23 protein-coding genes and 1 pseudogene are annotated in these 26,489 nt (G+C 72.2%); 12 read left to right on the forward strand and 12 right to left on the reverse strand.

Features of this window, described 5'->3' with window-relative positions; all coding sequences use genetic code 11:
* Position 1: 1 nt before the first annotated feature.
* The 3 genes from IPH07_13920 to IPH07_13930 all read right to left on the reverse strand — a co-directional run bounded on the left by IPH07_13920 (position 2) and on the right by IPH07_13930 (position 4,446).
* Complete coding sequence (locus IPH07_13920; protein ID MBK6918489.1) at positions 2-382, reverse strand: CrcB family protein; 381 nt, start codon at positions 380-382, stop codon at positions 2-4.
* A gap of 32 nt (positions 383-414) precedes the next feature.
* Positions 415-3,279: a serine/threonine protein kinase gene (locus IPH07_13925; GenBank protein MBK6918490.1), complete on the reverse strand. Its 2,865-nt coding sequence runs from the start codon at positions 3,277-3,279 to the stop codon at positions 415-417.
* Positions 3,280-3,384: 105 nt separating this feature from the next.
* The gene (locus tag IPH07_13930) at positions 3,385-4,446 is read right to left on the reverse strand and encodes a hypothetical protein (GenBank protein MBK6918491.1); all 1,062 of its coding nucleotides are present in this window, start codon (positions 4,444-4,446) and stop codon (positions 3,385-3,387) included.
* A gap of 244 nt (positions 4,447-4,690) precedes the next feature.
* Here IPH07_13930 and IPH07_13935 point away from each other — a divergent pair, with 244 nt between their 5' ends.
* From IPH07_13935 to IPH07_13950, 4 genes are all read left to right on the forward strand, one after another.
* The gene (locus IPH07_13935) at positions 4,691-5,233 is read left to right on the forward strand and encodes a DinB family protein (GenBank protein ID MBK6918492.1); all 543 of its coding nucleotides are present in this window, start codon (positions 4,691-4,693) and stop codon (positions 5,231-5,233) included.
* Between the two features lie 134 nt (positions 5,234-5,367).
* Positions 5,368-6,348, forward strand: a complete 981-nt coding sequence (locus IPH07_13940) for a GNAT family N-acetyltransferase (GenBank protein ID MBK6918493.1) — start codon at positions 5,368-5,370, stop codon at positions 6,346-6,348.
* Positions 6,349-6,586: 238 nt separating this feature from the next.
* Positions 6,587-8,002: a benzoyl-CoA 2,3-epoxidase subunit BoxB gene (gene boxB, locus IPH07_13945; GenBank protein ID MBK6918494.1), complete on the forward strand. Its 1,416-nt coding sequence runs from the start codon at positions 6,587-6,589 to the stop codon at positions 8,000-8,002.
* Positions 8,003-8,275: 273 nt separating this feature from the next.
* Entirely contained in the window at positions 8,276-8,920 is a 645-nt protein-coding gene (locus IPH07_13950) for a hypothetical protein (GenBank protein MBK6918495.1), read from the forward strand.
* Positions 8,921-8,933: 13 nt separating this feature from the next.
* On the opposite strand, the gene IPH07_13955 is transcribed toward IPH07_13950, so the two are convergent.
* Positions 8,934-10,145, reverse strand: a complete 1,212-nt coding sequence (locus tag IPH07_13955; protein ID MBK6918496.1) for a hypothetical protein — start codon at positions 10,143-10,145, stop codon at positions 8,934-8,936.
* A 219-nt stretch (positions 10,146-10,364) separates the two neighbouring features.
* Between IPH07_13955 and IPH07_13960 the strand changes: the two genes are divergently transcribed.
* The 6 genes from IPH07_13960 (at position 10,365) to IPH07_13985 (ending at position 17,852) form a co-directional block, all read left to right on the forward strand.
* Complete coding sequence (locus IPH07_13960; GenBank protein MBK6918497.1) at positions 10,365-12,887, forward strand: AAA family ATPase; 2,523 nt, start codon at positions 10,365-10,367, stop codon at positions 12,885-12,887.
* Positions 12,871-14,106 (forward strand): lipopolysaccharide biosynthesis protein, encoded by a 1,236-nt coding sequence (locus IPH07_13965; protein MBK6918498.1) that lies wholly within the window; start codon positions 12,871-12,873, stop codon positions 14,104-14,106. The genes IPH07_13960 and IPH07_13965 overlap by 17 nt, the downstream gene beginning before the upstream one ends.
* A complete protein-coding gene (locus IPH07_13970) occupies positions 14,103-15,257 on the forward strand; it encodes an O-antigen ligase family protein (protein ID MBK6918499.1) in 1,155 nt (384 codons plus the stop codon). The genes IPH07_13965 and IPH07_13970 overlap by 4 nt, the downstream gene beginning before the upstream one ends.
* Before the next feature lie 72 nt (positions 15,258-15,329).
* A complete protein-coding gene (locus IPH07_13975; protein MBK6918500.1) occupies positions 15,330-16,559 on the forward strand; it encodes a DegT/DnrJ/EryC1/StrS aminotransferase family protein in 1,230 nt (409 codons plus the stop codon).
* A gap of 13 nt (positions 16,560-16,572) precedes the next feature.
* Positions 16,573-17,205, forward strand: a complete 633-nt coding sequence (locus tag IPH07_13980; GenBank protein ID MBK6918501.1) for a sugar transferase — start codon at positions 16,573-16,575, stop codon at positions 17,203-17,205.
* A complete protein-coding gene (locus IPH07_13985; protein ID MBK6918502.1) occupies positions 17,202-17,852 on the forward strand; it encodes an acetyltransferase in 651 nt (216 codons plus the stop codon). The genes IPH07_13980 and IPH07_13985 overlap by 4 nt, the downstream gene beginning before the upstream one ends.
* A 9-nt stretch (positions 17,853-17,861) precedes the next feature.
* On the opposite strand, the gene IPH07_13990 is transcribed toward IPH07_13985, so the two are convergent.
* Complete coding sequence (locus tag IPH07_13990) at positions 17,862-18,794, reverse strand: cysteine synthase family protein (GenBank protein ID MBK6918503.1); 933 nt, start codon at positions 18,792-18,794, stop codon at positions 17,862-17,864.
* A gap of 85 nt (positions 18,795-18,879) precedes the next feature.
* Between IPH07_13990 and IPH07_13995 the strand changes: the two genes are divergently transcribed.
* Positions 18,880-19,821: a hypothetical protein gene (locus IPH07_13995; GenBank protein MBK6918504.1), complete on the forward strand. Its 942-nt coding sequence runs from the start codon at positions 18,880-18,882 to the stop codon at positions 19,819-19,821.
* A gap of 89 nt (positions 19,822-19,910) precedes the next feature.
* Positions 19,911-20,708: a hypothetical protein gene (locus IPH07_14000; GenBank protein MBK6918505.1), complete on the forward strand. Its 798-nt coding sequence runs from the start codon at positions 19,911-19,913 to the stop codon at positions 20,706-20,708.
* A gap of 25 nt (positions 20,709-20,733) precedes the next feature.
* On the opposite strand, the gene IPH07_14005 is transcribed toward IPH07_14000, so the two are convergent.
* The 7 genes and pseudogenes from IPH07_14005 to IPH07_14035 all read right to left on the reverse strand — a co-directional run bounded on the left by IPH07_14005 (position 20,734) and on the right by IPH07_14035 (position 26,388).
* Positions 20,734-21,309: a cytochrome P460 family protein gene (locus IPH07_14005; GenBank protein MBK6918506.1), complete on the reverse strand. Its 576-nt coding sequence runs from the start codon at positions 21,307-21,309 to the stop codon at positions 20,734-20,736.
* On the reverse strand, positions 21,306-22,070 hold the full coding sequence (locus IPH07_14010) for a putative DNA-binding domain-containing protein (protein ID MBK6918507.1): 765 nt from the start codon (positions 22,068-22,070) through the stop codon (positions 21,306-21,308). Before IPH07_14010 ends, IPH07_14005 begins: the two co-directional genes overlap by 4 nt.
* Positions 22,067-22,906: a DUF692 domain-containing protein gene (locus tag IPH07_14015; GenBank protein MBK6918508.1), complete on the reverse strand. Its 840-nt coding sequence runs from the start codon at positions 22,904-22,906 to the stop codon at positions 22,067-22,069. Before IPH07_14015 ends, IPH07_14010 begins: the two co-directional genes overlap by 4 nt.
* Positions 22,907-22,991: 85 nt before the next feature.
* Positions 22,992-23,354, reverse strand: coding sequence for a hypothetical protein (locus tag IPH07_14020; protein MBK6918509.1), 363 nt, complete (start codon positions 23,352-23,354; stop codon positions 22,992-22,994).
* Between the two features lie 121 nt (positions 23,355-23,475).
* Positions 23,476-24,414 carry a hypothetical protein gene (locus IPH07_14025; protein ID MBK6918510.1) on the reverse strand — a complete coding sequence of 313 codons (939 nt, stop codon included), beginning with the start codon at positions 24,412-24,414 and terminating at the stop codon, positions 23,476-23,478.
* A gap of 14 nt (positions 24,415-24,428) precedes the next feature.
* A pseudogene (locus tag IPH07_14030) lies at positions 24,429-25,048 on the reverse strand (TlpA family protein disulfide reductase).
* Positions 25,045-26,388 (reverse strand): thioredoxin domain-containing protein, encoded by a 1,344-nt coding sequence (locus IPH07_14035; protein ID MBK6918511.1) that lies wholly within the window; start codon positions 26,386-26,388, stop codon positions 25,045-25,047. Before IPH07_14035 ends, IPH07_14030 begins: the two are co-directional and overlap by 4 nt.
* Between the last annotated feature and the right edge of the window lie 101 nt (positions 26,389-26,489).

Raw genomic sequence — 26,489 nt, forward strand, 5'->3', positions numbered from 1 at the left:
CTCACGTGCTGGGCTGGAGCAGCCCGCCCAGCCACGCCCCGATCGCGACCGCGACGAGGCCACCGACGACGTGCCCGGCGACCAGCAACGCCGCGGCGCCGAGCCGATCGTCGCGCGTGAGCTCCCACGACAGCAGCGCGAACGAGCTGTAGGTGGTGAAGCCGCCCAGCAGGCCACCGATCGCGATCGTCCGCCACGGGCCGCGGGGCACCCATGCGGCGAGGATGCCGATCGCGAGGCAGCCGAGCAGGTTCACCGCCCACGTGCCCAGTGGGATCCGATCACCACGCTCGTCGATCGCCGTCGCGATCACGACGCGCAGGCAAGCCCCGACCCCGCCGGCGACGAACACTCCGAGCAGCTGCCGCCAGGTCTCCATCACGTGGCGCCGAGATGGTAGCAGCGCGGCGCGGCTCACTGTGGCGATCGGCCGAGCTCGCGGTCGACCCATCGCGCGAAGCAGCCGTCGCGCCCGCCGTGGGCGCCGGCCTCGGCGCGTACGCGCTCGACCCACGGCGCCAGGCGTTCGTCCTGCGGCGCGAACGACCGCCACAGCTTCGCGACCTGCACCGCGGTGCCCGTGACCGCCGCCGGCTCGCGGGTCCGCGTGAGATCGACCGCCACCAGGCGATCGATCGCCGCCGACCTGCGCGCCGCGTCGCCATCGACATGGGCGGCCCAGGCCTGCACCGCGAACGCGAGCAGCTGGATGTGGACGACCGCTCGCTCGATGGCCTCGGCGCTCCCGAGCGCGGCCGCCTCGGCGCGCAGGATCGCGAGCTCGCCCATGGTGCCCGCCGCGGCCCCACGCGCCGCACGGGCGAGGATTGGTTCGCTGACGTAGCTCGGCTCGAGGCCAGGCTCGTCGAGCGCCGCGATGCCCTCGAGGATCTCGGCGCGGTGACGGCTCGGGTCGGCCAGCAGCGCGAGCACCAGCTCCGCACGGCGCAGCAGCGTTGCGGCCGGTCGCCGCGCGTCGCGCTCGCTCAGGCGCAGGGCCTCGCGCAGGTGCACCAACTCGGCATCGGTGCGGCCGCTCGCGGCGGCGAGACTCGCGAGCGCCGCGACCACCTGCGCCCGGGTCTGCGCGTCGACGTCGCGGCCGTCGCCGATGCGGGCGGCGTCGTCGAGGTAGGTCTGGGCGGACGCGCAGTTCCCCATGCGCAGATCGACCACGCCGAGGTTGGTGAGGATCTCGTGGGTGCGCGGGTGGTTGTTGCCGAGCTGCTCGCGACTGCGCGCCAGCAGCTCCACCAGCAACACCCGCGCGGAGGCATGGTTGCCCCGCGCGGCCTCGTAGCTGGCGAGGTTCTCGCGCAGCTGCGCGACGCGGTTGCCGTTGCGATCGTGCGCCGTCGCCAGCGCGATCGCCTCGTCGAACAGCGTGCCGGCGCGATCGCTGTTGCCCTCGACCGACTCGATCACCGCGAGGTTGTTCAGCGCGGTCACGCCCAGCAGCCAGTCGCCGCCGGCGGCGTCGCGCAGCGCCCTACCGGTCGCGATCCACTCGCGGCCCACCGAGAACTCGTGCCGCCGATAGCCGTGCTCCCATCCGAGCGCGAGCGCAAACCGCGATGCGAGCCCGGGGTCGTTGGTCGCGAGCGCGCGATCGAAGCCCGTGCGCAGCCGCGACAGCTCGAGCTCGGCGCCGCTGCCGGTTCCGCCCATGATCGCCGCCTCGACCTCGAGCTCGATGTGCGGCCAGCCGATGTCGGTGGCCCGGCCCCGCAGCTCGTCGAGCAGCGCGTCGCTGCGCTGGTGATTGCCGCCGCGGCGCAGCGCCGCGGCCCGCTCGATGCCCTCGCGCACGACCGCGACCTCGGGCATCAACGCCGTCGGCGGCACCGCGCTGCGCTGACGCAGCGCCTCGTCGGCGGTGCAGTACTCGATCTCGCGCAGCCCCGTGAGCACGTCGACCGCGTTGGCCGCGGTGTTGGCATCGACCGCCAGCATCAGCTCGACCACCGCCGCGAACTCGCGCTGGCGGTCCTCCATGCACGCGAGGCGCTGTGCGACCGCGGGCGGGGCCTCGCCGCCCGCGTCGCGCTGCGCCTCGCACAGCTCGGTCCACTGCGCGGTGAAGCGCTCGGCATGATCGCCCAGCTGCGACGTGATGGTGCGGGCGGTCACCGGCGCCCAGTCCTCTTGGGTCGCCTTCGCGAACGCCTGCTCGATCGCAGCCGCCTGCGAGCCATCCCACACCGCCGCGACGGGCGAGGTCGCAGCGGAGCACTCGGACGTCGTCGGTGCGCTCGACATGCGCGCGGCGGCGAAGCCGGCCCCGATACCGAGCGCGAGCAGGCCGACCGTCCACCAGCGTCGGTGACGTCGCGGCAGCGTCTCCTCCAGTCGCGCCAGCAACTGGTGCATCGAGGGATGGCGCGCGCTCGGATCGGGTGACAGCCCGCGCATCAACACCTCGCGGGTGCGCCGCGGCACCGCGCCGCCCTCCGTCGGGGTGCGGACGTTGCCCTCGATGACGTTGACCGCCAGCAGCGCGAGGCTCTCACCGCCGAACGGACGCTCGCCGAACAGCGCCTCCCACAGCGCGACGCAGAACGAGAACTGATCACTTGCGGCCGTGCACGTACGCCGCAGGTGCTGCTCGGGTGCCATGTACGCCGGGGTTCCGACCAGGGTGCCCGGCGCCGTCAGATTGAGCTGCAGCGATCCCGAGTGGGTCAGCGGCGTCGGCACCGTGTCGTCGACGCTGCGCGGCTCGGCCGCGCGCGCGAGCCCGAAGTCCGCCACCCGCACGCGACCATCGCGACCGACCAGCACGTTGTCGGGCTTGAAGTCGCGGTGCACGATGCCGACCTCGTGGGCGGCCGCCAGTCCACGCCCGGCCTGGACGAATGCCGACATCACCGGCTCGAAGCCACGCGGCCCACCCTGCAGCCAGTGCGCCAGGCTCTCGCCCTCGACGAACTCCATCGCCACGAACACGCCGTCGCGCCAGATGCCGACATCGTGCACGCCGACCACGTTGGGATGCACCACCTTCGCGACCGCCTGGGCCTCGCGCATCATGCGGGCGTCGTCGCCGATCTGGCGCTGGCGCAGCAGCTTGATCGCGACCCGGCGATCGAGATCGGGATCGTAGGCCGCGAACACGATGCCGGTGGCGCCGGCACCGACGCGGTCGAGCACCACGTAGCGACCGATCGACTGGCCGCGGCGCGGCGGCTCGACCATCACCGGCCGATCGCCTTCGCCGTCCTCGGTGCTGTCGCCGAGCCGCTCGGTCGGCTCGGGCACGTGGGTGCGCGAAAGGCTCACGGACAGGCCAGAGTCTGGCGGGCAACCCGGGCTCGCCGCAAGCATCGCGGGCGCCCCCCGGACGCCCGCGCGAGGCCGGGCTCGTCGACGGCGATGCGCCGCAATTCAAGGATCGCGCGGCGCCCGACGACGGCGGCCCACGCGGGCGGCCACGAGCACACCCAGCGCGAGCGCCAGGGCACCGCGGCGGGTCGGCGCACCGCGACCATCGACGGCACAGCCGAGCGATGGACCCGCGAGCGCAGCCTCGCCAGCGGAGATGCGCATGGTGCCGCCCTTGTCGTCGATCGCGACCTCGAGCGGGTGCTCGTCGCCCGGCGCGTACGCGTAGCGAAAGAGATCGCCCTCGGCCTCGACCTCGCCGCCGGCGAGCGTCCAGTCGAACGCCGCGCCCCACACCGGACGCGCCGCGACGTCGCTTGCACGCGCGATGACCACGAGCGGTGCGTCGACGGCCGCGTGCGACTCGTCCTGGCCGAACAGATCGACCTCGACGATCGCCGAGGCCTCGACGACGTTGCCGGCAACGGTCGCGAACTCGTCTCCGCCCGCGCTGAGCGTGACCTCGCGACGGCCGAGCACGGTGCCCTGCAACCACAACCAGTCGCGGTCCTCCGCGAGGTGCTCGCGGGTCACGCTCGCGCCGAGTCCGTCGTGGGCGCTGACCCCGAGCGCGCCGCTGCCGTGCAAGCGCGTGACGCCATCGAAGTACTCGACCTGGAACACCGCCTCGCCGTCGCGGACCAGCTGCACGTCCTCGACCTCGCTGGGGACGTCGGGGCGATCGAGCATGAGCGGCGCGGCGGCGCGCAGCACCACCCGCGTCGGCATGCGGACCTCGACCTCGCGACTGGCGACCACGTCGCCATCGCCGTCCAGCAGCAGCAAGCTGGCCGCACCCTGACCGACGGCGTAGGCATGGGCGTGGGTGCCATCGCCGTCGTCGTTGGCCTCGACCCGCAGCACCTCGGGATCGCTCGAGGCCAGCACGCAGTCCGACAGCGCGATGTCGGAGCCGCCGGCCCAGGCACGGACCTCGAAGTCGGCGCCGCGGACGTAGGGCGAGTGCAGCACGGGGCCATCGACGGCGGTCACCGCGAAGTCGATCGTGCGGTCGATCTCGTCGCCAATCGCGGGCTCACCGTCACAGGCCGCGAGCGCCACCACGCATGCGAGCGGCCAGGAATGGGACCTTCGGGCACGATCGGGCGAGGCGGCAGTCATCGTGGGCGGACGACCGCGACGCTGCGGGTTGTGTACCAGCCGAATGCGCTGGGATTCCCGTGACCGTGGCGCGCCTGCCATGGCGATCGCGTCGCGCTCCCACCCAGCTCGCCTGGGCACCGGCGTCGCGGCCCGCGGCGCCGCGGGCGGGCGACGGCATGGGATTCCGGGCATGATCGCGCCCGCGATGCCGACGAGCCCCTCTCTCATCGACCACTACCGCGCCTTCGCCCGCTACAACGAACGCTTCAATCGCCAGCTCTACGACGTCGTCGCCGAGCTCGGCGACGACGAGCGCAGCCGCGATCTCGGCGCGTTCTTCGGCTCGGTCGACCGGACCCTCCACCACATCCTGCAGGCCGATCGCATCTGGTTGTCCCGCTTCCGCACGGCGGGCTTCGACTTCCCCGCGCTGGAGGAGGCCGAGCTGGAGTATGGCGTGCAGGGCCTGGCGCCGGGGAGCACGCCTGCCTTCGACACGCTGCGCCGCGAGCGGGTCGCGCTCGATCAGGTCATCCTCGCCTGGATCGAGGATCTCGACGACGAGGTCCTCGGCGCGACGCTGCGCTACACCAACATGGCCGGCACCACCCGCGAGCACGCGCTGTGGATCGCCATCTCGCATCTCTTCAACCACCAGACCCACCACCGCGGCCAGGTCACGACCCTGTTGAAGCAGCTCGGCCGCGACGTCGGTGTGACCGACTTCCTGGTGTTCGCGCTCGGCTAGCCGCCCGACCCCGCAAGGGGTCTCGCTCGTCGCAGCCGGCCGCGATTGCGCGAGCGCCCCGCGGGCGGGTGGGCAGGCCCGCCGCCCATGCAGTACGCTTGGTGGCCGCGCCGCGCGAAGCGGACCCGAGACGCATGACCGCACGACGCCTGAGGACCGCCCGACTCGACCTCGTCACCGCGACGGCGCAGCACGTGCTGGTCGCGCTCGAGGACCTCGCCAAGGGCACGAGCAAGCTCGGCGGTCTGCTTGCGGCCGACATCCCCGCCAGCTGGCCGCCGCGGGAGCTCGACGAGGGCGCGCTGCGCTACACCCTCGATGCGCTCCACCGCGGCCCCGCGCAGCTGGGCTGGTGGATGCGCTACGTCGTGCTCCACCACGGGCCCGAAGGTCGGCCGTCGCTGATCGGCACCGTCGGCCTCAAGGGCCCGCCGCAGCACGGCGCCGTCGAGCTCGGCTACAGCATCGTCGACGATCAACAGCGACGCGGCTTCGCGACCGAGGCCGCGTCGGCGCTGGTCGACTGGGCGTTCGAGCACGACGACGTCACCGAGGTCTTCGCACAGACCCTGGCCGAGCTCGAGCCGTCGATTCGCGTGCTGCACAAGCTCGCCTTCACCCCGGCCGCCCCACGCGAGCCCGAGACCCTGTGCTTCACCAAGTCGCGCACGCAGTGGCTGGCCGAGGGCCCTGCGGCGCGACGCGTACCCAAGCTGCGCATCCCCGCGGCCGACGAGGCCATCGCCGGCATCCCGCCGGTCGCGCGCGAGGTCTTCGCGCGGCTGCTGGCCGAGCCGCGCCTCGACGACGAGACATTGCGCGCGCAGATCCGCGGCCACGTCGCACGCATCGAGGCCGCCGCGGCCGCGAACCCCTACGTCGACGACGCGCTGGCCCGCGACATCGCCCGCATCTGCGAGGCGCTGCTCGACGCCGTGCAGCCCGGCACCCCCGGCCACGTGCGTCAGCAGATCCAGGCCGCGTCGCGCTACTTCGTGACCGAAGACGACGGCGACAGCGACCTCGCGATCGGTGGGCTCGACGAGGACGCAGCGATCGCCAATGCGATCGCGGTGCACCTCGGCCGCGCCGACCTGGTCTCGGCGATGCTCTAACGCGCCGCCCTCGCGTGGCGGATCCCGCTTCGGCGTCCGTGCGCCCGACCACGACCACAGCCTCACGCGGCGGGCCGAGGGCGTCGACGGACGCGCGCCCGCGTGATCCAACGCCGGTGCGAGCCCACACGCCACCGTCCGCTCGGCAACGATTGCATGCGGCCGATCACGAACGCCGAGCCGCGCCGAAATCGCTGCACTGGTTTCCCCACCGGTCGCGGCGGCACGCTGGCGTGGCATGGCGACCGTCGATCTCAACGCGCGCATCCCCAACAACGTCGGGCTGGCCGACGATCCCAAGATCCGCCGGGCCCTCGAACACTGGCAGCCCAAGTACCTCGATTGGTGGCACGAGATGGGGCCGTCGCAGTTCGCCGGCCACGACATCTACCTGCGCACCGCGATCGACGTGGGCGCCGAGGGCTGGGCCAACTTCGGCTACGTGAAGATGCCCGAGTACCGCTGGGGCGTGTTCCTCGGCACGCCCCACGACGACGCGCGCGTGCCCGCGGGTGACACCGCCGGCGCACCGGCGTGGCGCGAGGTCCCCGGCGAGCACCGCAACGCGCTGCGTCGCATCATCGTGACGCAGGCCGACACCGAGCCCGCCAGCGTCGAGCAGCAGCGCCTGCTCGGTGCCTCGGCGCCGAGCCTCTACGACATGCGCAACCTCTTCCAGGTCAACGTCGAGGAAGGCCGCCATCTGTGGGCGATGGTCTATCTGCTGCACAAGTACTTCGGCGTCGACGGCCGCGACGAGGCCGACGAGCTGCTCGAGCGCCGCTCGGGCAACCCCGACAAGCCCCGTGTGCTGGGCACCTTCAACGACCCGTGCGAGCACTGGCTCAGCTTCTTCGCCTTCACGATGTTCACCGACCGCGACGGCAAGTTCCAGCTGGCCGCGCTGCGCGAGAGCGGCTTCGATCCGTTGGCTCGCAGCTGCGAGTTCATGCTGACCGAGGAGGCCTTCCATCTCTTCGTGGGTGAGACCGGGCTCGAGCGCATCATCCTGCGCACCGCCGAGCTCTCGATGCAGGACCCCAACGGCGACGCGCGGGCCCAGGGCGGCATCGCCTTCGACATCATCCAGCGTGCCGTCAACACGTGGTTCTCGAGCTGCCTCGATCTGTTCGGCAGCGAGATCTCGAGCAACGCCGCCAACTACTTCGCGGCCGGTCTCAAGGGGCGCTTCCACGAGCGCGAGCGCTACGCCGACCACCGCGCCGCGCAGGGGCACTACCGCATGGCCGTGGTCGAGGGCGGCCAGCTCGACGAGATCGACGTGCCGCTGCGCAACGCCATGAACGAGGTGCTGCGCGACGACTACATCGCCGACTGTGAGCGCGCGGTCCGCAAGTGGAACCGCCGTCTCGAGGCGATGGGTTCGCCACTGCGCGTGGTGCTGCCCCACCGCCGTTTCAACCGCCGGCAGGGACTCTACGCGGGTCACAGCTTCGACCCCACGGGCGCGCTGGTCGACGCGGAGACGTTCGCGCGCAACCGCGACGCGTGGCTGCTGTCGCCGGCCGACTCCGCGGAGCTCCGCGCGCTCATGCAGCCGGTCACCGAGCCGGGCAAGTACGCCAACTGGATCCGCCCGCCCAGCCACGGCCTCGGCGGCCAGGATCTCGACTTCGCCTACGTGCGAGCCTGATACGCACTAGTACCTCGACACAGCGATAGTGATGGGTCAGAACGCCGTCATGGCCGCGACTCCGCAAGGCGCCGTGCCGCCGGAATACCGGGCGTATTTCAAGGTGCGGCAACGCAGCGAGGCGCGGTCAGGGCGGTGTTATGGCCCGTCACAATCCCTGTGTCGAGGTACTAGCCCTCGCAGCCGCGGCCGCCCACACGCTCGTGGGCTGGCTCGGCGCAGGCGCGAAGCGGTCGTGATCGAAGCGGGGTGCGCGGCGTCTACCCTCACGCCATGAAGCGAAGCTCCTCCCGCAGCTGGTGGTCGGCGGTATTCGTGCTCGCGCTGTCGGCGTGCGACAGCCCGCAGGACGCCGCGCCCGCGCACACGGCCACCGCCGCGCCTGCGACGGTGTACGAGCCCAAGCTCGACGCCGAGCGCATCCCACCGGTACTGCAGGGGCAAGTACCGGGCCTCGCGACGCAGGCCGAGGTCACCGCGAAGTTCGCCATCGGACCGGTCGATGCCGACACCACCCTCGGCGGCACCGCGAAGGTGCGGTTCGACGATGCACCGGCCGTCCGCGTCGCGCTGGCGGCCAAGGGCGACGTGGTCTCGGGCGAGGCGTGGTTCGTGCCCGACGCGGCCGGCACCGCGAGGCTGCGGCGCATCGAGGTGGTCTCGAAGCTCGCCGACACTTGCGCGTGGATCCGCACACACCTCGGCGAGCTGCCGGGCATCACCGATCGCCCCGGCTCCAATCGCCGCTTCCACGCCGACGACAGCGGCCTCGAGTACACCGCGGGCAGCCCCGACGGCACGCAGCCCGTCGATCTCGAGTGCCATACGACCACGCGCGATGGCGTCGCCGCGACGACCTTGGTGATCTCGATCGTCTCGCCGTCGGGCACCTCGATGCTGGTGCAGCCCAGCGGCTGACGGCCCCGCGAGCTCACGGCTCGTGGGTCGCGGCGACGGCCCACGGCGACAGGCGCAGTCGCGCGCCGTCGATGATCGCCTCGCCGTACACCCAAGCTCCGCCGGGGGGCGGCGTGAGTTCGACGGTGATCGTGTCGGCGGTACCGTTCACGAGCACGTCCCAGTGACCGTCGGCGTCGACGAGTTCGACGTGGTGCACGCTCGCGCGGGTCTGTGCGCGCCCGGCCGCGACGAACTGGACCTCGCTCGGCCCGTCGACGATCCGCAGCTGTCGCGAGCTGCAGCGTCGAGCATGCAGCAGCGCTGCGCCCAGGCCGTGCTCGCCCAGCGCGGTCGCGACCCCGCGGTAGGCATCGAGATAGGCGTCGTAGCGGGTGAAGCCCGGCCGTCGCCAGCCCGAGTACACCAGCACGCCGTCGGCACCCGCGACCAGCCCCGCGAGCACGTCGTGGCGGACCCACGCCGCGATGTCGTCATCGGTCGCGCCCGCGGGATCCTCGAACATCTCGGGCAGCAGCCACTGCCGTTGGCCGTGCGCGCTCGCGTCGGCGAGCTGCTCGACGCTCCACTCGACCCACGCACGGGCCTCGCGATGCCCGGCGTAGTTGACGTAGGTGCCCTTGGCCGCGATGTCGAGCCAGCGCACCACGGGCGCCAGCTGCTGCGCGTCGCGATCGTTGGCCTGGTACGACAGCACTGGCCGCCGCTGTGGATCGCGCGCGTGGATCGTCGCCGCCGCGACCCGCAGGTACGCCATCTCGGCAGGCTCCCAATACCGCAGCTCCTCGGGGCCGAGGTACCACGCGACGATGGCAGGATGATCGACGACGGCATCGACCATGGCGCCGACCTCGGCGCGGGTCTGCGCCTCGTCCCACGCGATCGTGTGGGCACGCTGCCAGCTCTCGTGGGGATAGCCCAGCGGATAGACCACGCCGAGCCCCTCGGTGTGGGCCGCGTCGAGCAGCGCGCGATCGGGCGGCGGCACATACCACGGACCCACCATCGTGAAGCCCGCCGCACGCAGCGCGTGGAACTCGGTCGGCGCGGCCGAGAACAACCCGAACGGCACCGCGGTCGCGACCGCGGCGGGGCGCGGGCCGGCATCGCAGCGCGGCAGCATGGCCGCGCGCGAGGTGACCGGCGACGCGACCGCGTGCGGCCGCGGATCCGCGAGGCCACACGCGCCCATCAGCACGGGGAGCCACCACGATCCCGCGGCCACCCGGGCCCTCGGCTCAGCGCACACGATCGGCGAACACCCGACGCGTTGCATGCGGTGACCGGTCGACCCGCGCCAGCGCCCGTCGAAACCCAGCTGGTCCCGTGATGGGCCACCCACCCGTGACGCCGGTGTCGTCGCAGGCCCTCCCCGGTCGCGCGAGAATCCAACGCGAACCCCTGGCCGCGGCCCGGCAGCGGCCGTACGTGGCTGGTGGTCCTGATGCGCCACGGAAACGACAACGATCGCCCGAGTTCCTCGAACGTGCGCCGCCTGACGCGGCTCGATCGCGAGGATGTGCGCGCCGCCGAGCCCACCTCACCGACGGCGCCGCCGGTGGCGTCGATGCTCTCGGCGTGGTGGATGCTGCTGCGCCAGCGCTGGTGGCTCGCGCTCGCGGTGATGATCCTGGTCGCGACGCCGATCGGGCTCTACGCCGCATTCGCGGTGCCGACCTACACCGCGCAGGGCGTGCTGCAGGTCTCCGCGACCCAGGGTGGCATCGACCCGATGCTCGAGCTGGTCGGCGGTGGCGGGGCCGCCGAGGTCGAGACCGAGGTCGAGATCATTCGTCGACGCGAGTTCGTGCTCGGTGTCTTCAAGGACCTGCGTCTGCAGCTGGTCGATCCCCACCAGCCCGGCAAGGTCACCACCGATCCCCACGTCAGCCTCGGCGGGCGCACGCCGACCAGCGAGAAGCTCGCGGCCGTGCGGCAGGCGGTGCGGGTCGCCGAGGTCTCGGCCCACGCGTTCGAATCGGTCGAGCTCACCTTGAGCATGCTCGACGACGATCACATCGCGCTCGACATCGGCCCCGATGACGCCCGCACGCACCACGAGTTCGCCCTGGGCGAGACCTTCGACGACGCCGGCATCACGCTGGCCTTCGACGCCGCGCCGCTGACCGCCGGCGACGCGATCGATCTGCGCCTGGTGCCCGACGGCGAGCTCGCCGACAAGCTGATGCCAGACCTCGTGGTCGCCGCGATCGGTGATCGGCGCCAGTTGACCAACCTGGTCTCGATCTCGTTCTCGCACCCCGATCGCGACATCGCGCAGGCAGTGGTCGACGCGATCATGGCCCGCTACGTCGCGCAGAGCCTCAGCTGGCAGGCCGAGGGCGCCGCGAAGGCGGCGGAGTTCATCCATCAGCGGCTGCAGGAGGCCGAGCAAGAGCTGCGTGCCGACGAGGAGCAGCTGCGCAGCTTCGCCGAGCGCGAGAAGGCCGTGCAGCTCGATACCCAGGCTCGGGTCACTATCGAGAACGCCGCCGCCCTCGAGGCCGAGCAATGCCAAGCCGAGCTGCAGGAGACCGTGCTGGGCAGCGTCATCTCGGGCCTCAAGTCCCGTGACCGCCACGGCGAGGGCGCGCATTTTACCGCGAACTTCTTCGACGACCCGGTGCTCGGGGCTGCGATCACCTCGCTGACCGAGGGCGAGACCAAGCACGCAGTGCTCCGCGCGACGCTGACCGCCGACCACCCAGAGGTCCGCGAGCTGGGCGCCCAGCTCGAGCTGCAGCGCAAGGAGGTCGGCCGACTGCTGCGCAGCGCCAAGCAGAACCTCGGCGCGCGCAAGCGGGAGATTGCGCGGCAGCTGGAGACCGCCAGCGCGAGCCTGGCCGCCTACCCCGACAAGGACCTGCAGATGGCCCGACTCATGCGCGACGTCGAGGTCAGCCAGAAGCTCTACACGTTCTTGCTCGAGCGTCACCGCGAGGCCGAGATCGTCGAGGCCTCGACGACCGTCGACAAGCGCGTGGTCGACCCCGCCTCGCTGCCCCATCGCATCGCGACGCCCAAGCGCGGTCGCCTTGCTGCGACCGGGCTGGTGAGCGCGCTGGCGGCCGCATTCGCGGCGGTGTGGCTGGCGAACGCGATGCAGCGACGCCTGCACACCGTCGAGGCGGTCAAGCGCGAGTTCCCGGTCGCGGTGTACGGCAGCGTGCCGGAGCTGGGACGCGGCGACAACGAGACCAAGGCCGAGGCCAAGCGCAACGGCGGCTCGGTGCGGGCGCGACTCGACCTCGACAACGTGTGGTCCCAGGCGCACGGCGTGGCGGCCGAGGCCTTCCGCGCGCTGTGTGTGAGCGTGACGCTGGCCCCGGGCGCGCCGGGCCGCGGCCGCGTGGTGCAGATCACCTCGAGCCAGCCCGGCGAGGGCAAGAGCACCGTCATCGCCAACCTCGCGGTCGCGCTGCGCAAGTCGGGCGCGAGGGTGCTGGTGGTCGACCTCGACCTGCGCAAGCCGGTGCAGCACCGCCAGTGGAAGCAGCTGCGCGCGCCGGGCTACAGCGACCTCGTCGCCGCCGCCGGTGGCGACGACGCCGGTCGCAAGCTCGTGCACACGACGACCCCGTGGGAGGTCGATGTGCTGTGCGCGGGCTCGAAGCTACCCGACACGCTGTCGTCGCTGATGACGCCGCTGCTCGACGGCTTGCTCGCGCAGTGGGCCGCGCAGTACGACTACGTCCTGCTCGACAGCCCGCCGGCGTTCGTGCCCGACACCACCGTGGTCGCGAAGCACGTCGACCTGCTGCTCATGGTCGTACGTCCCGGTGTGGTCGAGCGCGCAAGCCTGCGCCAGGCCGTCGCGGCGCTGGAGCGCGTACAGGTGAACCGCGGCCTCGTGCTCAACGGCGTCACCCGTCGTCACTCCGAGGACTACTACGGCTCCAGCTACTACAGCTACGGGAACGTGTATGGCGAAGGCAGCGACGACGACCGCCGTGCCGTCGCGTCCTGAGCACGAGCCCGGCCGCGCCCGCCAGACTGGCTGGGCGCTGCTGGGGCGCGTGGCCTACGGCGCGTGTCAGCTGGGCCTCCTGGTCGCGATCACGCGGCTGGGTGGTCGCGCCGACATCGGTGACTTCTCGCTCGCGCTGGCGGTCACAGCCCCGCCGATGGTGTTCGCCAACCTGCAGCTGCGGGCGCTCTACGCCACCGACGTCGACGCTCGCTTCAGCTGGCGCAGCTACGCCATCGTGCGCGTGGTCGCCACCGCCTTCGCGCTGGTGGCCTGCGTGGCGCTGGCTGCCGCCCATCACGGCCAGGCCCGCTGGGCGATCGCGTGGCTGGCGGTCGCCAAGGCGGCCGAGACGCTGTCGGATCTCCAGCACGGGGTCTTCCAGCGGCGCGGTCGCATGGAGTGCTTCGGGCAGTCGATGACACTGCGCGGCGTCGGCAGCATCGCCGCGGTGGCGATCACGCTGGCGGTGGGCGCGGGCCTCTCGTGGGCGATGGCCGCGATGGCGCTGACGTGGATCGCCGCGCTCGCGCTGTTCGACTGGCCTCGCGCGCGCGCGCTCCGGGTGCCGGGTACCCGCGGCGACGCGACGGTGCGACTGCTGCTGCAGGGCCTGCCGCTCGGCACCGTGTTCCTGCTCGACTCGCTGCACCAGAACCTGCCGCGCTACTTCGTCGAGGCCACGCTCGGCACCGCATCGCTGGGCTTGTTTGCGCCGATGGCCTACATGGTCACGATCGGCAGCGCGTTTGCGTTCGCGATCGCGGCCCCCCAGGCCCCGCGCCTGGCCGAGCTCGCGCGACGCGGTCAGGCCCGCGAGCTGCTCGCCCGCACCCGCCGCATGTCGCTGCGAACCGGCGCGCTGGGCCTGGTCGGGGTCGCGCTGGCGTGGTCGTTGGGCGCGCCGGTGCTTGGCGTGGTGTTCGGCCCCGCTTGGGCGGCCGAGGCCCACACCCTGGTGGTGGTCGCGATCGCCGGCACCCTGCACTTCGCGATGGTGCCAGTGATGCTGGCGCTCACCGCCGCCCGTGCACTCGCGATCCAGCTGACGTGCTACCTCGCGGCGATCGTCGGCTGCGCGCTCGCGTGCGCGGCGTGGCTACCGACCGGAGGCATCGCAGCGGCAGCCAGCGCCAGCGCGATCGGCATGGCGTGCGGCCTCGTGACCGCCACGCTGGCGCTGCGTCGACGTGCGGCTGCGATGGAGGCCACCGCATGAACGGCCTGCGCGTCGCCCCCACCGCCGGGGCCCTGCTCGCGGGCTTGCTGGTCGCTGGTCGCTGGAGCTTCGCGCGCCTCGCCAACGAGCAGAGCAGCATGACCTTCGAGCCGCGGCTGTGGCTGGTGGCGCTGCTGCTCGCGCTGGCATTCGCGCCCGCGGCCGGACCGCTGCGCCCACTCACGCTGCGGGCACGCGCGGCGTGGGCGGGCTGGGCTGCGTTCTACGTCTACTTCACCATCTCGGTGGCGTGGGCGCCCGACCTGACGATGGCGCTCGACAAGGCCGCCGAGCTCGGCCTCGTCGCTGCTGCTGCCATGAGCCTGGTGCGGCTGTCGCGAAACAGCGACGTCGACGAGATCGCCGACGCGATGTGGCGCACGCTGGCCATCGTCTACGCGCTGTTTGCCGTGATGGCGCTGTCGAACTCCGACGCCGACTCGCGCCTGGCGGTGCTGGGTGGCGGCCCGAACGTGTTCGGCCGCAACATGGCGATCCTCGGGCTCATCTGCGTCGACGCGATCCTGCGGGGACGCGCCCGCGCGTTGGCGATCGTGGGCGTGTCGGTGGCCGGCATGCTCGTGCTGCTATCGGGCTCGCGCGGCGCGATGCTGGCGATCACCAGCGGCAGCCTGCTGCTGCTGTGGACCCACCGGCTCAAGCCCACACGCATCGTGCAGGCGGCGCTGGTGCTGCTGGTCGCGGCGGTGATCGCTGCCACCTTCACCGACGTTGGCCGCGCGGCGGTCGAGATGTTCCGCGAGCGGGTCGTACGACTGACGCTCGAGGAGGAGCACGACAGCGGGCGCTCGCAGATCTACGACGACGCGATCGCGCTGGGCTGGCGCGGGCCGATTTATGGCGACGGCCTGGCCGGGTTCCCGGCGCGCGGCTACTTCGTGTATCCCCACAACATCGTGCTCGAGGCCTGGGCCGAGGGCGGTGCGATCGGTGTGCTGCTGCTGCTGCTGGCGCTGCGCGGCCCCGCGGCGCTGGTGCTGCGGCGCCCACTCGGCGCGCCGCCGCTCGAGCTGTCGGCCTTCGTCGCGCTGCTGCTGGGCGCGCAGTTCTCGGGCGACTTCTTCGACTCCCGCGCGATGATCTTGCTGGGCCTGCTGGCGGTGCTCCGATTCGAACGCCCACGCCGCTGATGGGCGCCGCGCACCGCCCTCCGGGCACAAAAGCGGCACCGAACGCTGGCGCGACGCCCCGCACCGCGCCACATGGAATCCGTGCCGCCCGACGCTTTCGCCCCCGCGACCCCGCAGGTCTCGCTCGAGCCGCCGCCCCGCACCGCGCCCGGCTGGCCAGTCTTCGAACCCGACGAGATCGCAGCGGCCTCGGCGGTGCTCGCGAGCGGCAAGGTCAACTACTGGACCGGCGGCGAGGGCAAGCGCTTCGAGCAGGAGTTCGCGGCGTGGCACGGCGTGCCCCATGCGCTCGCGATCGCCAACGGCACGCTCGCGCTCGAGCTGGCGCTCTTGGCCCTCGACGTCGGGCCCGGCGACGACGTCATCGTGCCCGCGCGGACCTTCATCGCCAGCGCGAGCGCAGCGGTCGCTCGCGGCGCGCGGGTGGTCTGCGCCGACGTCGATCGCGACAGCGGGGTGATCACACCGGCGACCGTCGCCGCCGCGATGACCCCGGCGACGCGCGCGATCGTGGCGGTGCACCTGGCGGGCTGGCCGGTCGACATCGACGCGATCCGTGCCGCGGTCGCGGGGCGCAACATCGCGATCATCGAGGACTGCGCGCAGTCCCACGGCGCCAGCCTGCGCGGACGCAAGACCGGCGCGATGGGTGACATCGCGGCCTTCTCGTTCTGCCAGGACAAGATCATGACCACCGCCGGTGAGGGCGGCATGGTCACCACCGCCGATCATGGGCTGTGGTCGCGCATGTGGAGCTACAAGGACCACGGCAAGGACTGGGACGCGGTGCACCGCACCGATCACCCGCCGGGATTCCGCTGGTTGCACGCCAGCTTCGGCAGCAACTACCGCATGACCGAGCTGCAGTGCGCGATCGGCCGGCTGCAGCTGGGCAAGCTGGCGTCGTGGGTCGCGAGGCGCCAACGCTCGGCCGCGATCCTCCGCGAGCAGTTGGCCGGCATCGCCGGCGTGCGCGTGCCGTGGCCGTCCGACGAGATCGAGCACGCGCACTACCGCTTCTACGCCTACGTGGTGCCCGAGCGCCTGCGCGAGGGCTGGAGTCGCGATCGCATCGCGGCCACGGCGACCGCGGCCGGGGTCGCGTGCATGCAGGGCAGCTGCGGCGAGATCTACCGCGAGCAGGCGTTCCCCGCGGCGTGGCGGCCCGATGCACCGTTGCCGGTCGCCGCCGAGCTGGGCCGCACCAGCCTCGCGATGCTGGTGCACCCGACCCTCGACGACGACGACGTCCACCATGCCGGCCGCACGCTGGCGGAGATCCTGCGGGCCGCGACCCGCTGACGGAGGCCTCGCGATGCTCGGTTCGATCTATCGCAGGTTCGGCAAGCGGGCACTCGACGCAGGCGTCGCCGCGGCTGCGCTGGTCGCCACCGCGCCACTGCTCGCGGGCGTGGCCGCCGTGGTCCGCGTGGGCCTGGGCGCACCGGTGCTGTTCCGGCAGCGCCGACCGGGGCGGCACGGCAAGCCCTTCACGCTGGTGAAGTTCCGCAGCATGACCGACGCGCGCGGCCCCGACGGCCGGCTGCGCAGCGACGGCGAGCGGCTGACGGGACTCGGTCGATGGCTGCGCGCCAGCAGCCTCGACGAGCTGCCCGAGCTGTGGAACGTGCTGGTGGGCGACATGAGCCTGGTCGGGCCCCGCCCGCTGCTGATGCAGTACCTCGAGCGCTACGACGCCCGTCAGGCCCGTCGCCACGACGTGCGACCCGGCCTGACCGGGCTCGCGCAGGTACGCGGTCGCAATGCGATCGACTGGCAGACCCGCTTCGACTACGACGTGCGCTACGTCGAGTCGCTGTCGCTGCGCGGCGACCTGAAGATCCTCGCCGAGACCGTGCGCCTGGTGCTGCGTCGCGATGGCATCAGCGCGGCGGGCGAGGCCACCTGCGCCGAGTTCACCGGCAACACGAAGGAGCGCGCAGCGTGACCGGCATCGTCGTGCTCGGTGCCGGCGGCCACGCCCGCGAGATCGCCGACGTGGTGCTCGCCTGCGCCGCCGCCGGCCAGGGCTACGAGCTGATCGGCTACGTCGACGACAACCCGGCGACGCACGGTCGCGCGCTCCACGAGGGCACCGTGCTGGGCGGCATGGCGTGGTTCGACGGCCGCGACTGTCACGACCTGCGGGTCATCAGCGGCATCGGCTCGCCCGCCACCCGCCGCCGCGTCGTCGCTGCCGCGCTCGCACGCCAGCTCGAGTTCGTCACCCTCGTGCATCCCCACGCGCAGCTCACCCGCCACGTCCGCCTCGGCGACGGCGTCGTCATCACCGCCGGCTGCGTGCTCACCAACGGCATCACCATCGGCGCGCACACCCACGTCAACCGCTGCACCACCGTCGGCCACGACTGCGTGGTCGGCGAATTCGTCCACCTCGCGCCGGGCGTCGTGCTCTCGGGCAACGTCACCGTCGAGGACGACTGCGACCTCGGCACCCACGCGACCGTGATCCAGGGCCTGCGCATCGGCCACGGCACCATCGTCGGCGCGGGCGCGGTCGTGGTCGAGGATCTGCCAGCGGCGTGCACCGCCGTCGGCGTGCCGGCGCGAGTGATCAAGCGCCGCGCGGCGTGATCGCGCCGCTCACCACCCGCGCATCCAGGCCTGCGATCGGTACCGGTCCCACCCATCCGCGAGCACCGTGACCACCGGGCCATCGAGCGGCATCGTGCGCGCGAGCGTCACTGCGGCCGCGACGTTGGTGCCCGACGAGCCGCCGACGAGCAGGCCCTCCTCGCGGACGAGGCGGCGCACCATCGCGAAGCTGTCGGCGTCGTCGACCGAGACCGCGGCGTGCACGAGCGTGCGATCGAGGTTGGCGGGCGGCACCGAGGCGCCGATGCCCTCGACGAGGTAGCTGCCGTCGGGCCCGAGCGTGCCGGTCTCGATCCACTGCGCGAGCGCGGAGCCGGTGGGGTCGGCGAGCACGATCTTCGCGTCGGGGCACGCGCGACGCAGCGCCCGCGCGACGCCGGTCAAGGTGCCGCCGGTGCCGGCGCCCGCCACGAAGGCGCCGATGCGACCGCCGGTCTGCTCGAGCAGCTCGACGGCGGTGGTGTGCTCGTGGACCGCAGGGTTGGCCGGGTTCTCGAACTGCTGCGGCGCGAACCAGCCGTGCTCGCGCGCGAGCCGGGCGGCGGTGTTGCGGAAGTTCTCGGGCGCCGACGGTGGTGCGTTGGGCACCACGATGACCTCCGCGCCGAGCAGGCGCAGCGACTCGCGCTTGTCGACCGACATCTTCTCGGGCAACACGCACACGAGTCGGTAGCCGCGGACCGCGGCCACCAACGCCAGGCCAACGCCGGTGTTGCCGGCCGTCGCCTCGACGATGGTCATGCCCGGGTGCAGCAGCCCCCGCGCCGCCGCGTCGTCGAGGATCGCCTTCGCCATCCGGTCTTTCACGCTGCCGCCGGGGTTGCAGTGCTCACACTTCGCGAGGATCGGCACCGGCAGCCCTGCGCCGATGTGCCGCAGCTGCACGAGCGGCGTGCCACCGATCGCCGAGAGCAGATCCACCGCGCGCGAGCATACCCCTTGCCGCACGCATCGGTGGCACACTGGACGCTCCGGTCACCTGCGCTGCTGCTCGAAAGGACCTGCCATGCGACGATCACTGCCCCCGCTGCTGCTCGCCCTGCTGCCGCTCGCCTGCGCGAGCGAGGACGGCAGTGATGCCGCCGACTCGACCGGTGATGGCGGCGCCGCGACGCTGACCGCGACCAGCACCGCGTCGACCACCGCGTCGACCACGGCGGGCACGACCGCGAGTACCACCGGCACCGGCGGCCCGAGCGATGGCTCGAGCGGAGCGACCTCCTCGAACGACGCCAGCTCCGATGGCGGCGGCAGCTCCGGGGGTGCCGCGACCAGCTGCGCCGACTATCTCTTCTGCGAGGACTTCGAGGCCGGCAACCCCGGCGAGACCCCGCCAGGCTGGACGGAGCACTTCGGCTGGGATCAGAGCGGCTCACGGGCACAGCTCTCGAACGAACAGGCCCACGGCGGCGGGCAGTCGCTCAAGAGCGCCGTCGGGACCAACGGCCAATTCCGCGTCGAGCACGACCTCGCCGAGCTCGGCGATGCGGTGAGCCACCACTGGGGCCGCATCTTCTACAAGGTCAAGACGCCGGTGTCGCTCGACGGCATGTACGTGCACAACACGTTCGTTGCGTTCGGCCGCCCCGAGACCAGCAACGGCGCCGAGTCACGCCTGGTCGACACCGTGATGGCGCCCGATGGCACCCACCAGTTCCTCTTCAACGTGCCCGACGATTCCTGCTGCGCGGGCTCGTCCTACGACTTCACCTACGACGACGCCTGGCACTGTGCCGAGTGGTACGTCGATGGCGCCACGGCGAGCTTCCAGTTCTTCTACGACGGCACCGAGGTCACGGACATCGCGCTCAGCGGGGTCGGCGACGCGTACATCGAGGACTTCACGTCGATCATCGTCGGCTGGATCGACTATCAGTCGCCCAGCACGCCCAACGAGGGGTGGTCCGACGACCTCGCGATCGACGACAGCCGCATCGGCTGCAACTGAGCGGGCCCGCGCGGGCGACCGCCGGCGCCGGGCGAGAGCTCCCTGCCCGACGCGCAGCGACGCGGGCGGTGGTAGGCTCGCATCCGTCGATGCAACGCAGGATCGCCGTCGTCGTGTTCTCGTTCGCCGCGCTCGCCTGCGGCCCGCGTCAGCGCGCGACGCAGCCGCTGGCGCAGCCCGTCGCGCCGCGACCCAACACGCTCGCGTGTCCGACGGGTACCACCGCCCACGGCGACGTCACGCAGCGGGCGTGGTGCGAGCGCAGCGACGGCGCCATGCATGGCCCCGTGCGCGCCGTGTTCTCCTCCGGCGCCCTGGCGCTCGAGGGCAGCTACGACGCGGGCGTGAAGCACGGCCTGTGGCGCAGCTACTACGACGGCGGGCAGCTGCGCAGCGAAGAGCACTACGATCGTGGCAAGCCGATCGGCACCTGGGTGACCTACTTCGCCGACGGTCGGCGAGCGACCGAGTCGCTGCAGCGCGACGATGGCAGTGTCGCCTTCCGCAGCTTCGACGAGACTGGCCGCAAGCTGCGACAGGGCGTGCTGGTCGATGGTGTCGAGCACGGCGAGTGGACCGAGTGGGATGCCGCGGGCACCGAGCTGCACTCGCGCTGGGACCACGGTCGCAAGACCACCGCGTCCTCGGGCGCATCGCCGTCGATCGGCGTCGCGTCGTGCGACGAGTACATCACCAAGTTCGTGGTCTGCGTCGAGCAGAACGTGCCCGAAGCTGCCCGAAAGCAGATGATGGAGGCGATCGAGGCCTCGGCAACGGCTTGGCGGGAGGCCGCCGCCGGCCCGGGACGCGACGGGCTCGAGGCGGCCTGCCGCACTGCGATCGACGCGGCACGGCAGGCGACCACGGCGATGGGCTGCAGCTGGTGAACCGTGCGCCGCGCGGGCGCGCCCGCTACCTGCGATTGTCGAGCGGCACGCCGTAGGCCCAGTCGGTCGCCTGCACGCTGGTGTGGCAGCCGATGCAGAAGCCGACCTGCCCGGTCTCGTGCACGGTGCCATCGGCGTCGAGTCGGCCCCACCACCAACCGCCGCTGGTCGAGGTCGGATCGCCCTTGGCCATGACGGTGTAGCCGGTGACCACGCCCGCGTCGTCGAGGTGCTCCTTGAGCAGCATGGCGCCGTCGGGGAAGCTCACCGACGGGGCCGCGCCATCGGGATCGATCATGCCGTAGAGGTCGACCGCCTCGGAGCTCGCCCACATCTGGACGGTCTTCGCGAGCCCGTGCTCGCTCGCGCGGCCCTCGGCGCTGATCTGCGTGAAGCTGGCCTGGTAGTCCATCGCGCGCGCCAGCACGGCCTGCTCGTCGAAGCCGCCGCCGCCGTCGCTCGAGTCCGCGGCGGTGTCGCCGGAGCCGTCGTCGTCGCCGTCCGCGGCGGTGCACGCCAGCGCGAGCACGAGCGGCAGCAGCGACCGGCGTCGCGTCGCGATCATGGTCCGCTTCATCGTCATGGTCATGGTCATGGTCATGGTTCGTCAGGCTCCCTGCGCGCACGCGCGCTCGTTGCTTCGACCTCGAACAGGACACCCGCCTGCTCCAACACCGACCGCGCCGCCGCGATCGCGGCCGGCTCGAGCTCGGCGAGCAACGGCGGCAACGGCAGGCCACAGCGCTCGGCCAGCGCCGCGAGCCCGGCGACCTTGGGCCGGAAGACCCCGAGCGCCTGCGTCCGCGCGTGGCGAAACACGAACACGAGCGTGGGCTTGTCGCCGTCGCCCATGGCCTCGCCGCGGCGGTACTGCTCGACGACCGCGGGCACATCGAAGCTGTACTGCCGCACGAACAGGCGCCGCTCGAGCCCGTCCTTCGTCACCAGATCGGCGTCGTCGGGCACGTCGGGCGCGTGGTAGGCCCGCACCCGCAGCCACTCGTAGTCGGCGAGCTGGGCCCAGCGGGTCGCACCGCCGTGGGGCTGCGCGGCGATCCAGCTCGGGAACGACGCGCCGAAGCGATTCGGGTCGCTACCGGTCGGCGGGTGCGCGAGCGCGTAGGCCGACACGACGTCGTCCCACGCTGGCGTGGCCGCATGCACGATCGCCGCCCGCGTGGCCGGGAAGACGTCGCGCAGCACCTTGTCGAGGTTGCGCCGCACGAGCGTGGTGTAGAAGCCGAGGTTGGCGGTGCCCGACGGGCTGGGGCCGAGCACGACCTCGGTCACCGCTGCACTGCAGTGCCCCAGCAGCATCGGCCGCAGGTGCGCGAAGAAGCCCTCGAGCGCCGCTTCGGTCATGCTACCTCCGCGGCGGCCACGATGCGGCGTTGGATCGCACGGGCGCGATCGGCCTCGTCGAGCACGCGCGCCAGCGGCGGGATCGCGTTGTCCCACTCCACCAGGGTCGGCAGTGCGCCACGGCGGGCGATGACGGCCTCGTACATGCGCCAGACGATGTCGTGCACCGGCGCGCCGTGGTTGTCGATGCGGCGGCCGTCCTCGAGCACCGAGCCGGCGAGGTGCACCTGTACGGCGTGCTCGAGCGGCAGTGCGTGCAGCAGCTCGAAGGGGTCGCGTCCGAAGTTGCTGGCGTTCACGAACACGTTGGCGACGTCGAGCAGCAGCCCGCAGCCAGCGCGCTCGATGACCTCGCGGACGAACGCGCCCTCGTCGTCGACCGAGCCGGGCATCACCGCGTAGTAGGTGATGTTCTCCAGCGCCAGCGGCCGTTGCAGGCGGTCCTGCAGCTCGCGCACGCGCGCCGCGGTGTGCTTCGCCGCGGCCGTGCACCACGGCAGTGGCAACAGATCGTAGAACGCGGTGCCCGCGATGCTCGCGTAGCACAGGTGATCGGAGTAGGTGACCGAGCCGAGCTCGTCCATCAACGCTCGCAGCGATGCGATCGCTCCCGGCTCGAGGGGATCGGGCCCGCCCGGCGACATCGACACGCCGTGGGTGGCGATCGGCCAGCGCTCGGCGCACGAGCGCAGCACCTGCCGCGGCCAGCCGCCATGCCCGACGTAGTTCTCCGGCGTGATCTCGAGGAAGTCGAGCTGCCGCTCGCACGCGAGCAGCTCGGCGTAGTGTTCGCGACGCAGGCCGATGCCCACGCCGGCAATCGGGCGCGCGTGCATGTTGCGGTGTTCCTCGGGAGCGCGCGGAAGGACGAGGATCCGGGAGCGCACGCCTTCCGCACGCGCACGCTCCCGCGCGGGCCGATCAGCCGGTCGAGGTCGATCCGGGGCAACCGGCCGTGGTGCCGGGGCAGCCCGCCGTCGTGCCGGGGCAGCCCGCCGTGGTGCCGGGGCAGCCCGCCGTCGTGCCGGGGCAGCCCGCCGTCGTGCCCGGGCAGCCTGCCGTCGTGCCGGGGCAACCCGCGGTCGTGCCGGGGCAGCCCGCCGTCGTGCCGGGGCAGCCCGCCGTCGTGCCGGGGCAGCCCGCCGTCGTCCCGCTCATCGTGTTGCTGGCCGACATCATGTTGGTGCTGTCGTCGTTGTCGTCGTCCTCGCCGCACGCAGGCGCGAACACGACGGTGGCGGACAGCGCGAGTGCTTCGAGAACGGCTTTCAGGTCAGTCTTCATCGGTGTCGTCCTTGGGGCCCGTCGAGGGTTCGCGGCGGGTATTCCAAGGTGCAGACCGCGGTTACGCGGGCTGCAGATTTTTTCGACACGGTCCCGCGCCCGCGCGCCGCCACCCTTGGATTCACCCGTCACAGGGCGCGAGCGTCGGGGCGAATGCGGTCTTCGCCGCATCATCCATGGCGCCCACGAGCAGCCGGCGAGAGGCACAGATCGCGTCGGCGCGTGCCGCATCGGTGCGACGCAACACCTCCCAGTCGAGGCTCGCGACCGGCACGCCACCATCGACGCAGCGCCAACGCATGACGCCATGACGGACCTCGGCGCGTTCGGCCGGCGCGCCGTCGCAGCTCGCGGTGATCGCTGGATCGTCGAGGTTGCGATCGAAGCCGCCGTAGGCCTCGACCGGCTGGCGATCCCGCATCACGGACATCGGCGCGAACAGGCCGCTCGCATCGGTGCCGCGGAACACCGGGCCGTAGGCATCGACCACGGTCGCGTCGGGCCGCGCCTCCGCGTGGCAACCATCGCAGTCGTTGCGCTCGGCGAAGCCATCGAGGGCGCGACGTCGCGGGCCCTCCTGCATGCGCGTGAACGGTGGCAGGCCGGCGAGCCGCTCGAGCATCGCCGCGGTTGCGGCCTGCTGCGCGGGCGCCACGTCGCACGGCCACTGCATCCCCACCAGCGGCGCATCCGGCCGCTCCTCGATCGGTCGCAGCACGTGGTGCGTGCAGCTGCCATCGGCCTCGAAGCGACTGCCACGGACGTCGACGAGGCGTCGCGCCTCGCCCTCGCCGGCGTACTCCAGGCGATCGGCCTGCGTGCCGGGCCCGAAGCGCAGCCGCGGCACGCCGTCGTCGCCGAGCTGCAGGCCGACCGGCGCGGTGCCGAGCGCGATCCACACCTCGACATCGTCACGGCTCGCCGACGGCGACGGCATGTGCACCGGCGTCTCGAGCCGCGCGAAGCCCTCGCCCCAGTGCGCCACGGGGTCCTCGATGCGGAGCTCGACGACCCCGTCGGGCGGACGCTGGCACCCGACCAGCGCCAGCGCAAGCGCCATGCCGCAGGCCGCGGTCAGCGACCGATCATCGACTCGACGCACTGCACGGCCGTTGGCGAACCCCACTTGCGTGCATTGATGTATGCCTGGCGGATGGTGCCGGTTTCATCGACGAAGTAGGTATCGGGCAGCTTCGTGGTGCCGAAGTCGGTGTGGACCTGCTCGTTGGGGTCCCACAGCACCTTGACGTGGGTATCGGCCATCGACATCCGCGCCAGGAACGGCTCGATGACGTCGGGGGACTTGTCGATCGACAGCGCGATGACGACCACGTCGTCGCGGCCGGACAGGCGCTCGGCGAGCTGGTGCACCTGCGGCCACTCCGTGATGCACGGCGGCACCACGTGGCCCAGAAGTTGAGCACCACCAGCTTGCCGCGGAAGTCGGACAGCTTGACCTCGTTGCCCTGCAGGTCCTGCACGACGAAGTCGGGCGCGACGGTGTCACGCTCCTCGGGGGCGAGCGCATGGCAGACGGCGTCGTTCTGACGCGCAACCGCGGGCAGCAGCGCCCACGCGAAGCCGAACACCAGCAGGCCGCCGAGCGCGACGTAGACCGCGTAGGCCAGCGCGCCCAGGGGATCGAGCCCGCTGCGCGGGGGTGCCGGCGTGGGGGATGCGCTCGACGGGGTCATGGCGCCTTGGCCTCGGCCGTCGCGGGGTGGGTCTGCGCGTGGTCCATGATCGCTGCGAACACCTGCTCGCGCGGGATGCCGCCTTCGATGAGCTTCTGCGCGCCGGCGCGCTCCTCTTCGATCACGCGCTCGTAGACCTCGAGCGGCTGGGCGCCCCGCACCGCGCGGCCGTTCACGAACGACTGCGGCGTGCCGCCGATGCCGAACGCGTGGGCGAGCGCCTCGTCCTCTTCGATGCGGGTGTCGAGCGCGGCGTCGGCCATGTCGGCGGTGAAGCGCTGCACATCGAGGCCGATCTCGCGGGCGAACTCGGCGAAGTCGCCATCGTCGCCGAGCCGCTCCTGGGCGGCGAAGAAGGCGTCGTGCATGGCCCAGAACTGGCCCTGTCGGTCCGCCGCGAGCGCGGCCTTGGCGGCCTCGCGTGCGCGCGGATGCATCGGCAGCGGAAGGTTGCGGAAGACCACGCGCACGTCGGGGTGCTTCTCGACCAGCTGGTGCATCACGCCGGCGAAGCGGCTGCAGAACGGGCACTGGAAGTCGGAGAAGACCACCACCGTGACCAGCGCGTCGGCGGGCCCCAACGCCGGGCGGCCATCGGCGGGCACCCGATAGTGCGCGTTGGGATCGAGCCCACCGCCGTCACCCTTGCTGCGATCGTCGCGCGCGAGCGCGTCCTTCATCATCGCCTCGTACACGCCCGCGCGAGGGACCCCGCTGCGCTCGACCTGCTCGGCGGCGTCGAGCTCGGCCTCGATCACGCTGCGCCACTGCGCGGCGTTCATCTTGCCGGCGTAGCGATGGCCGTTCACGAAGAACGCCGGCGTGCCGCTCACGCCGAGGCGACCACCGGCCTGCTGGTCGTCGTCGACCGCCTTCGCCGAGGCGTCACTGCCCATGTCCTGCATGAAGCGCGCGACGTCGAGCCCGAGCCCACGCACCTCGCCCTCGAGCCCGTCGAGCTCGGCCTTGTGCTCGAACAGCCACGCGTGCATCTCCCAGAACTTGCCCTGCTGCAGGGCCGCCCACGCCGCACGCGCGGCGGGTTGGGCCTTGGGATGGCTCGTCAGTGGGTAGTGCTTGTAGATGAGGCGCACGTCCTCGTCGTAGTCGGCGACCACGTCGTCGAGCGGACCGGCCGCCTGCGCGCAGTAGGGGCACTGGTAGTCCGCGAACTCGACGATCGTCACCAGCGGCTCGCTGGCACCGCGGGTCGGCTCGTCGCCGCGCAGCGCGACCCGAAAGCGCGGGCCCTCCTCGATCGCGACGTCCTGGCTGCCACGGTTGTTGATCCACTGGCCGACGAAGAAGCCGCCGCCGAGCGCAGCGACGAAGCCGAGCACGCCGCCGATCGAACTCGCGCGCTTCTTGGGCGCAGGCGGCGTGGCACCGGCGTCGTTGGCCGAGCCACGCGCACCACCTGCGTCGTCACCGGGCCGCGCAT

This window comes from Deltaproteobacteria bacterium, assembly GCA_016709225.1.
GTDB lineage: Bacteria > Myxococcota_A > Polyangia > Nannocystales > Nannocystaceae > Xiheibacterium > Xiheibacterium phototrophicum.

Bases quoted from the DNA above. Each gene is read 5' to 3' on its own strand.
- boxB (MBK6918494.1), top strand. From the start codon at position 6,587: ATGGCGACCGTCGATCTCAACGCGCGCATCCCCAACAACGTCGGGCTG.
- IPH07_13975 (MBK6918500.1), top strand. From the start codon at position 15,330: ATGGAATCCGTGCCGCCCGACGCTTTCGCCCCCGCGACCCCGCAGGTC.
- IPH07_13950 (MBK6918495.1), top strand. From the start codon at position 8,276: ATGAAGCGAAGCTCCTCCCGCAGCTGGTGGTCGGCGGTATTCGTGCTC.
- IPH07_13980 (MBK6918501.1), top strand. From the start codon at position 16,573: ATGCTCGGTTCGATCTATCGCAGGTTCGGCAAGCGGGCACTCGACGCA.
- IPH07_13935 (MBK6918492.1), top strand. From the start codon at position 4,691: ATGCCGACGAGCCCCTCTCTCATCGACCACTACCGCGCCTTCGCCCGC.
- IPH07_13995 (MBK6918504.1), top strand. From the start codon at position 18,880: ATGCGACGATCACTGCCCCCGCTGCTGCTCGCCCTGCTGCCGCTCGCC.
- IPH07_14015 (MBK6918508.1), bottom strand. From the start codon at position 22,906: ATGCACGCGCGCCCGATTGCCGGCGTGGGCATCGGCCTGCGTCGCGAA.
- IPH07_14020 (MBK6918509.1), bottom strand. From the start codon at position 23,354: ATGAAGACTGACCTGAAAGCCGTTCTCGAAGCACTCGCGCTGTCCGCC.
- IPH07_14010 (MBK6918507.1), bottom strand. From the start codon at position 22,070: ATGACCGAAGCGGCGCTCGAGGGCTTCTTCGCGCACCTGCGGCCGATG.
- IPH07_13940 (MBK6918493.1), top strand. From the start codon at position 5,368: ATGACCGCACGACGCCTGAGGACCGCCCGACTCGACCTCGTCACCGCG.
- IPH07_13960 (MBK6918497.1), top strand. From the start codon at position 10,365: ATGCGCCACGGAAACGACAACGATCGCCCGAGTTCCTCGAACGTGCGC.
- IPH07_14005 (MBK6918506.1), bottom strand. From the start codon at position 21,309: ATGACCATGACCATGACCATGACGATGAAGCGGACCATGATCGCGACG.
- IPH07_14000 (MBK6918505.1), top strand. From the start codon at position 19,911: ATGCAACGCAGGATCGCCGTCGTCGTGTTCTCGTTCGCCGCGCTCGCC.
- IPH07_14025 (MBK6918510.1), bottom strand. From the start codon at position 24,414: ATGGCGCTTGCGCTGGCGCTGGTCGGGTGCCAGCGTCCGCCCGACGGG.
- IPH07_13970 (MBK6918499.1), top strand. From the start codon at position 14,103: ATGAACGGCCTGCGCGTCGCCCCCACCGCCGGGGCCCTGCTCGCGGGC.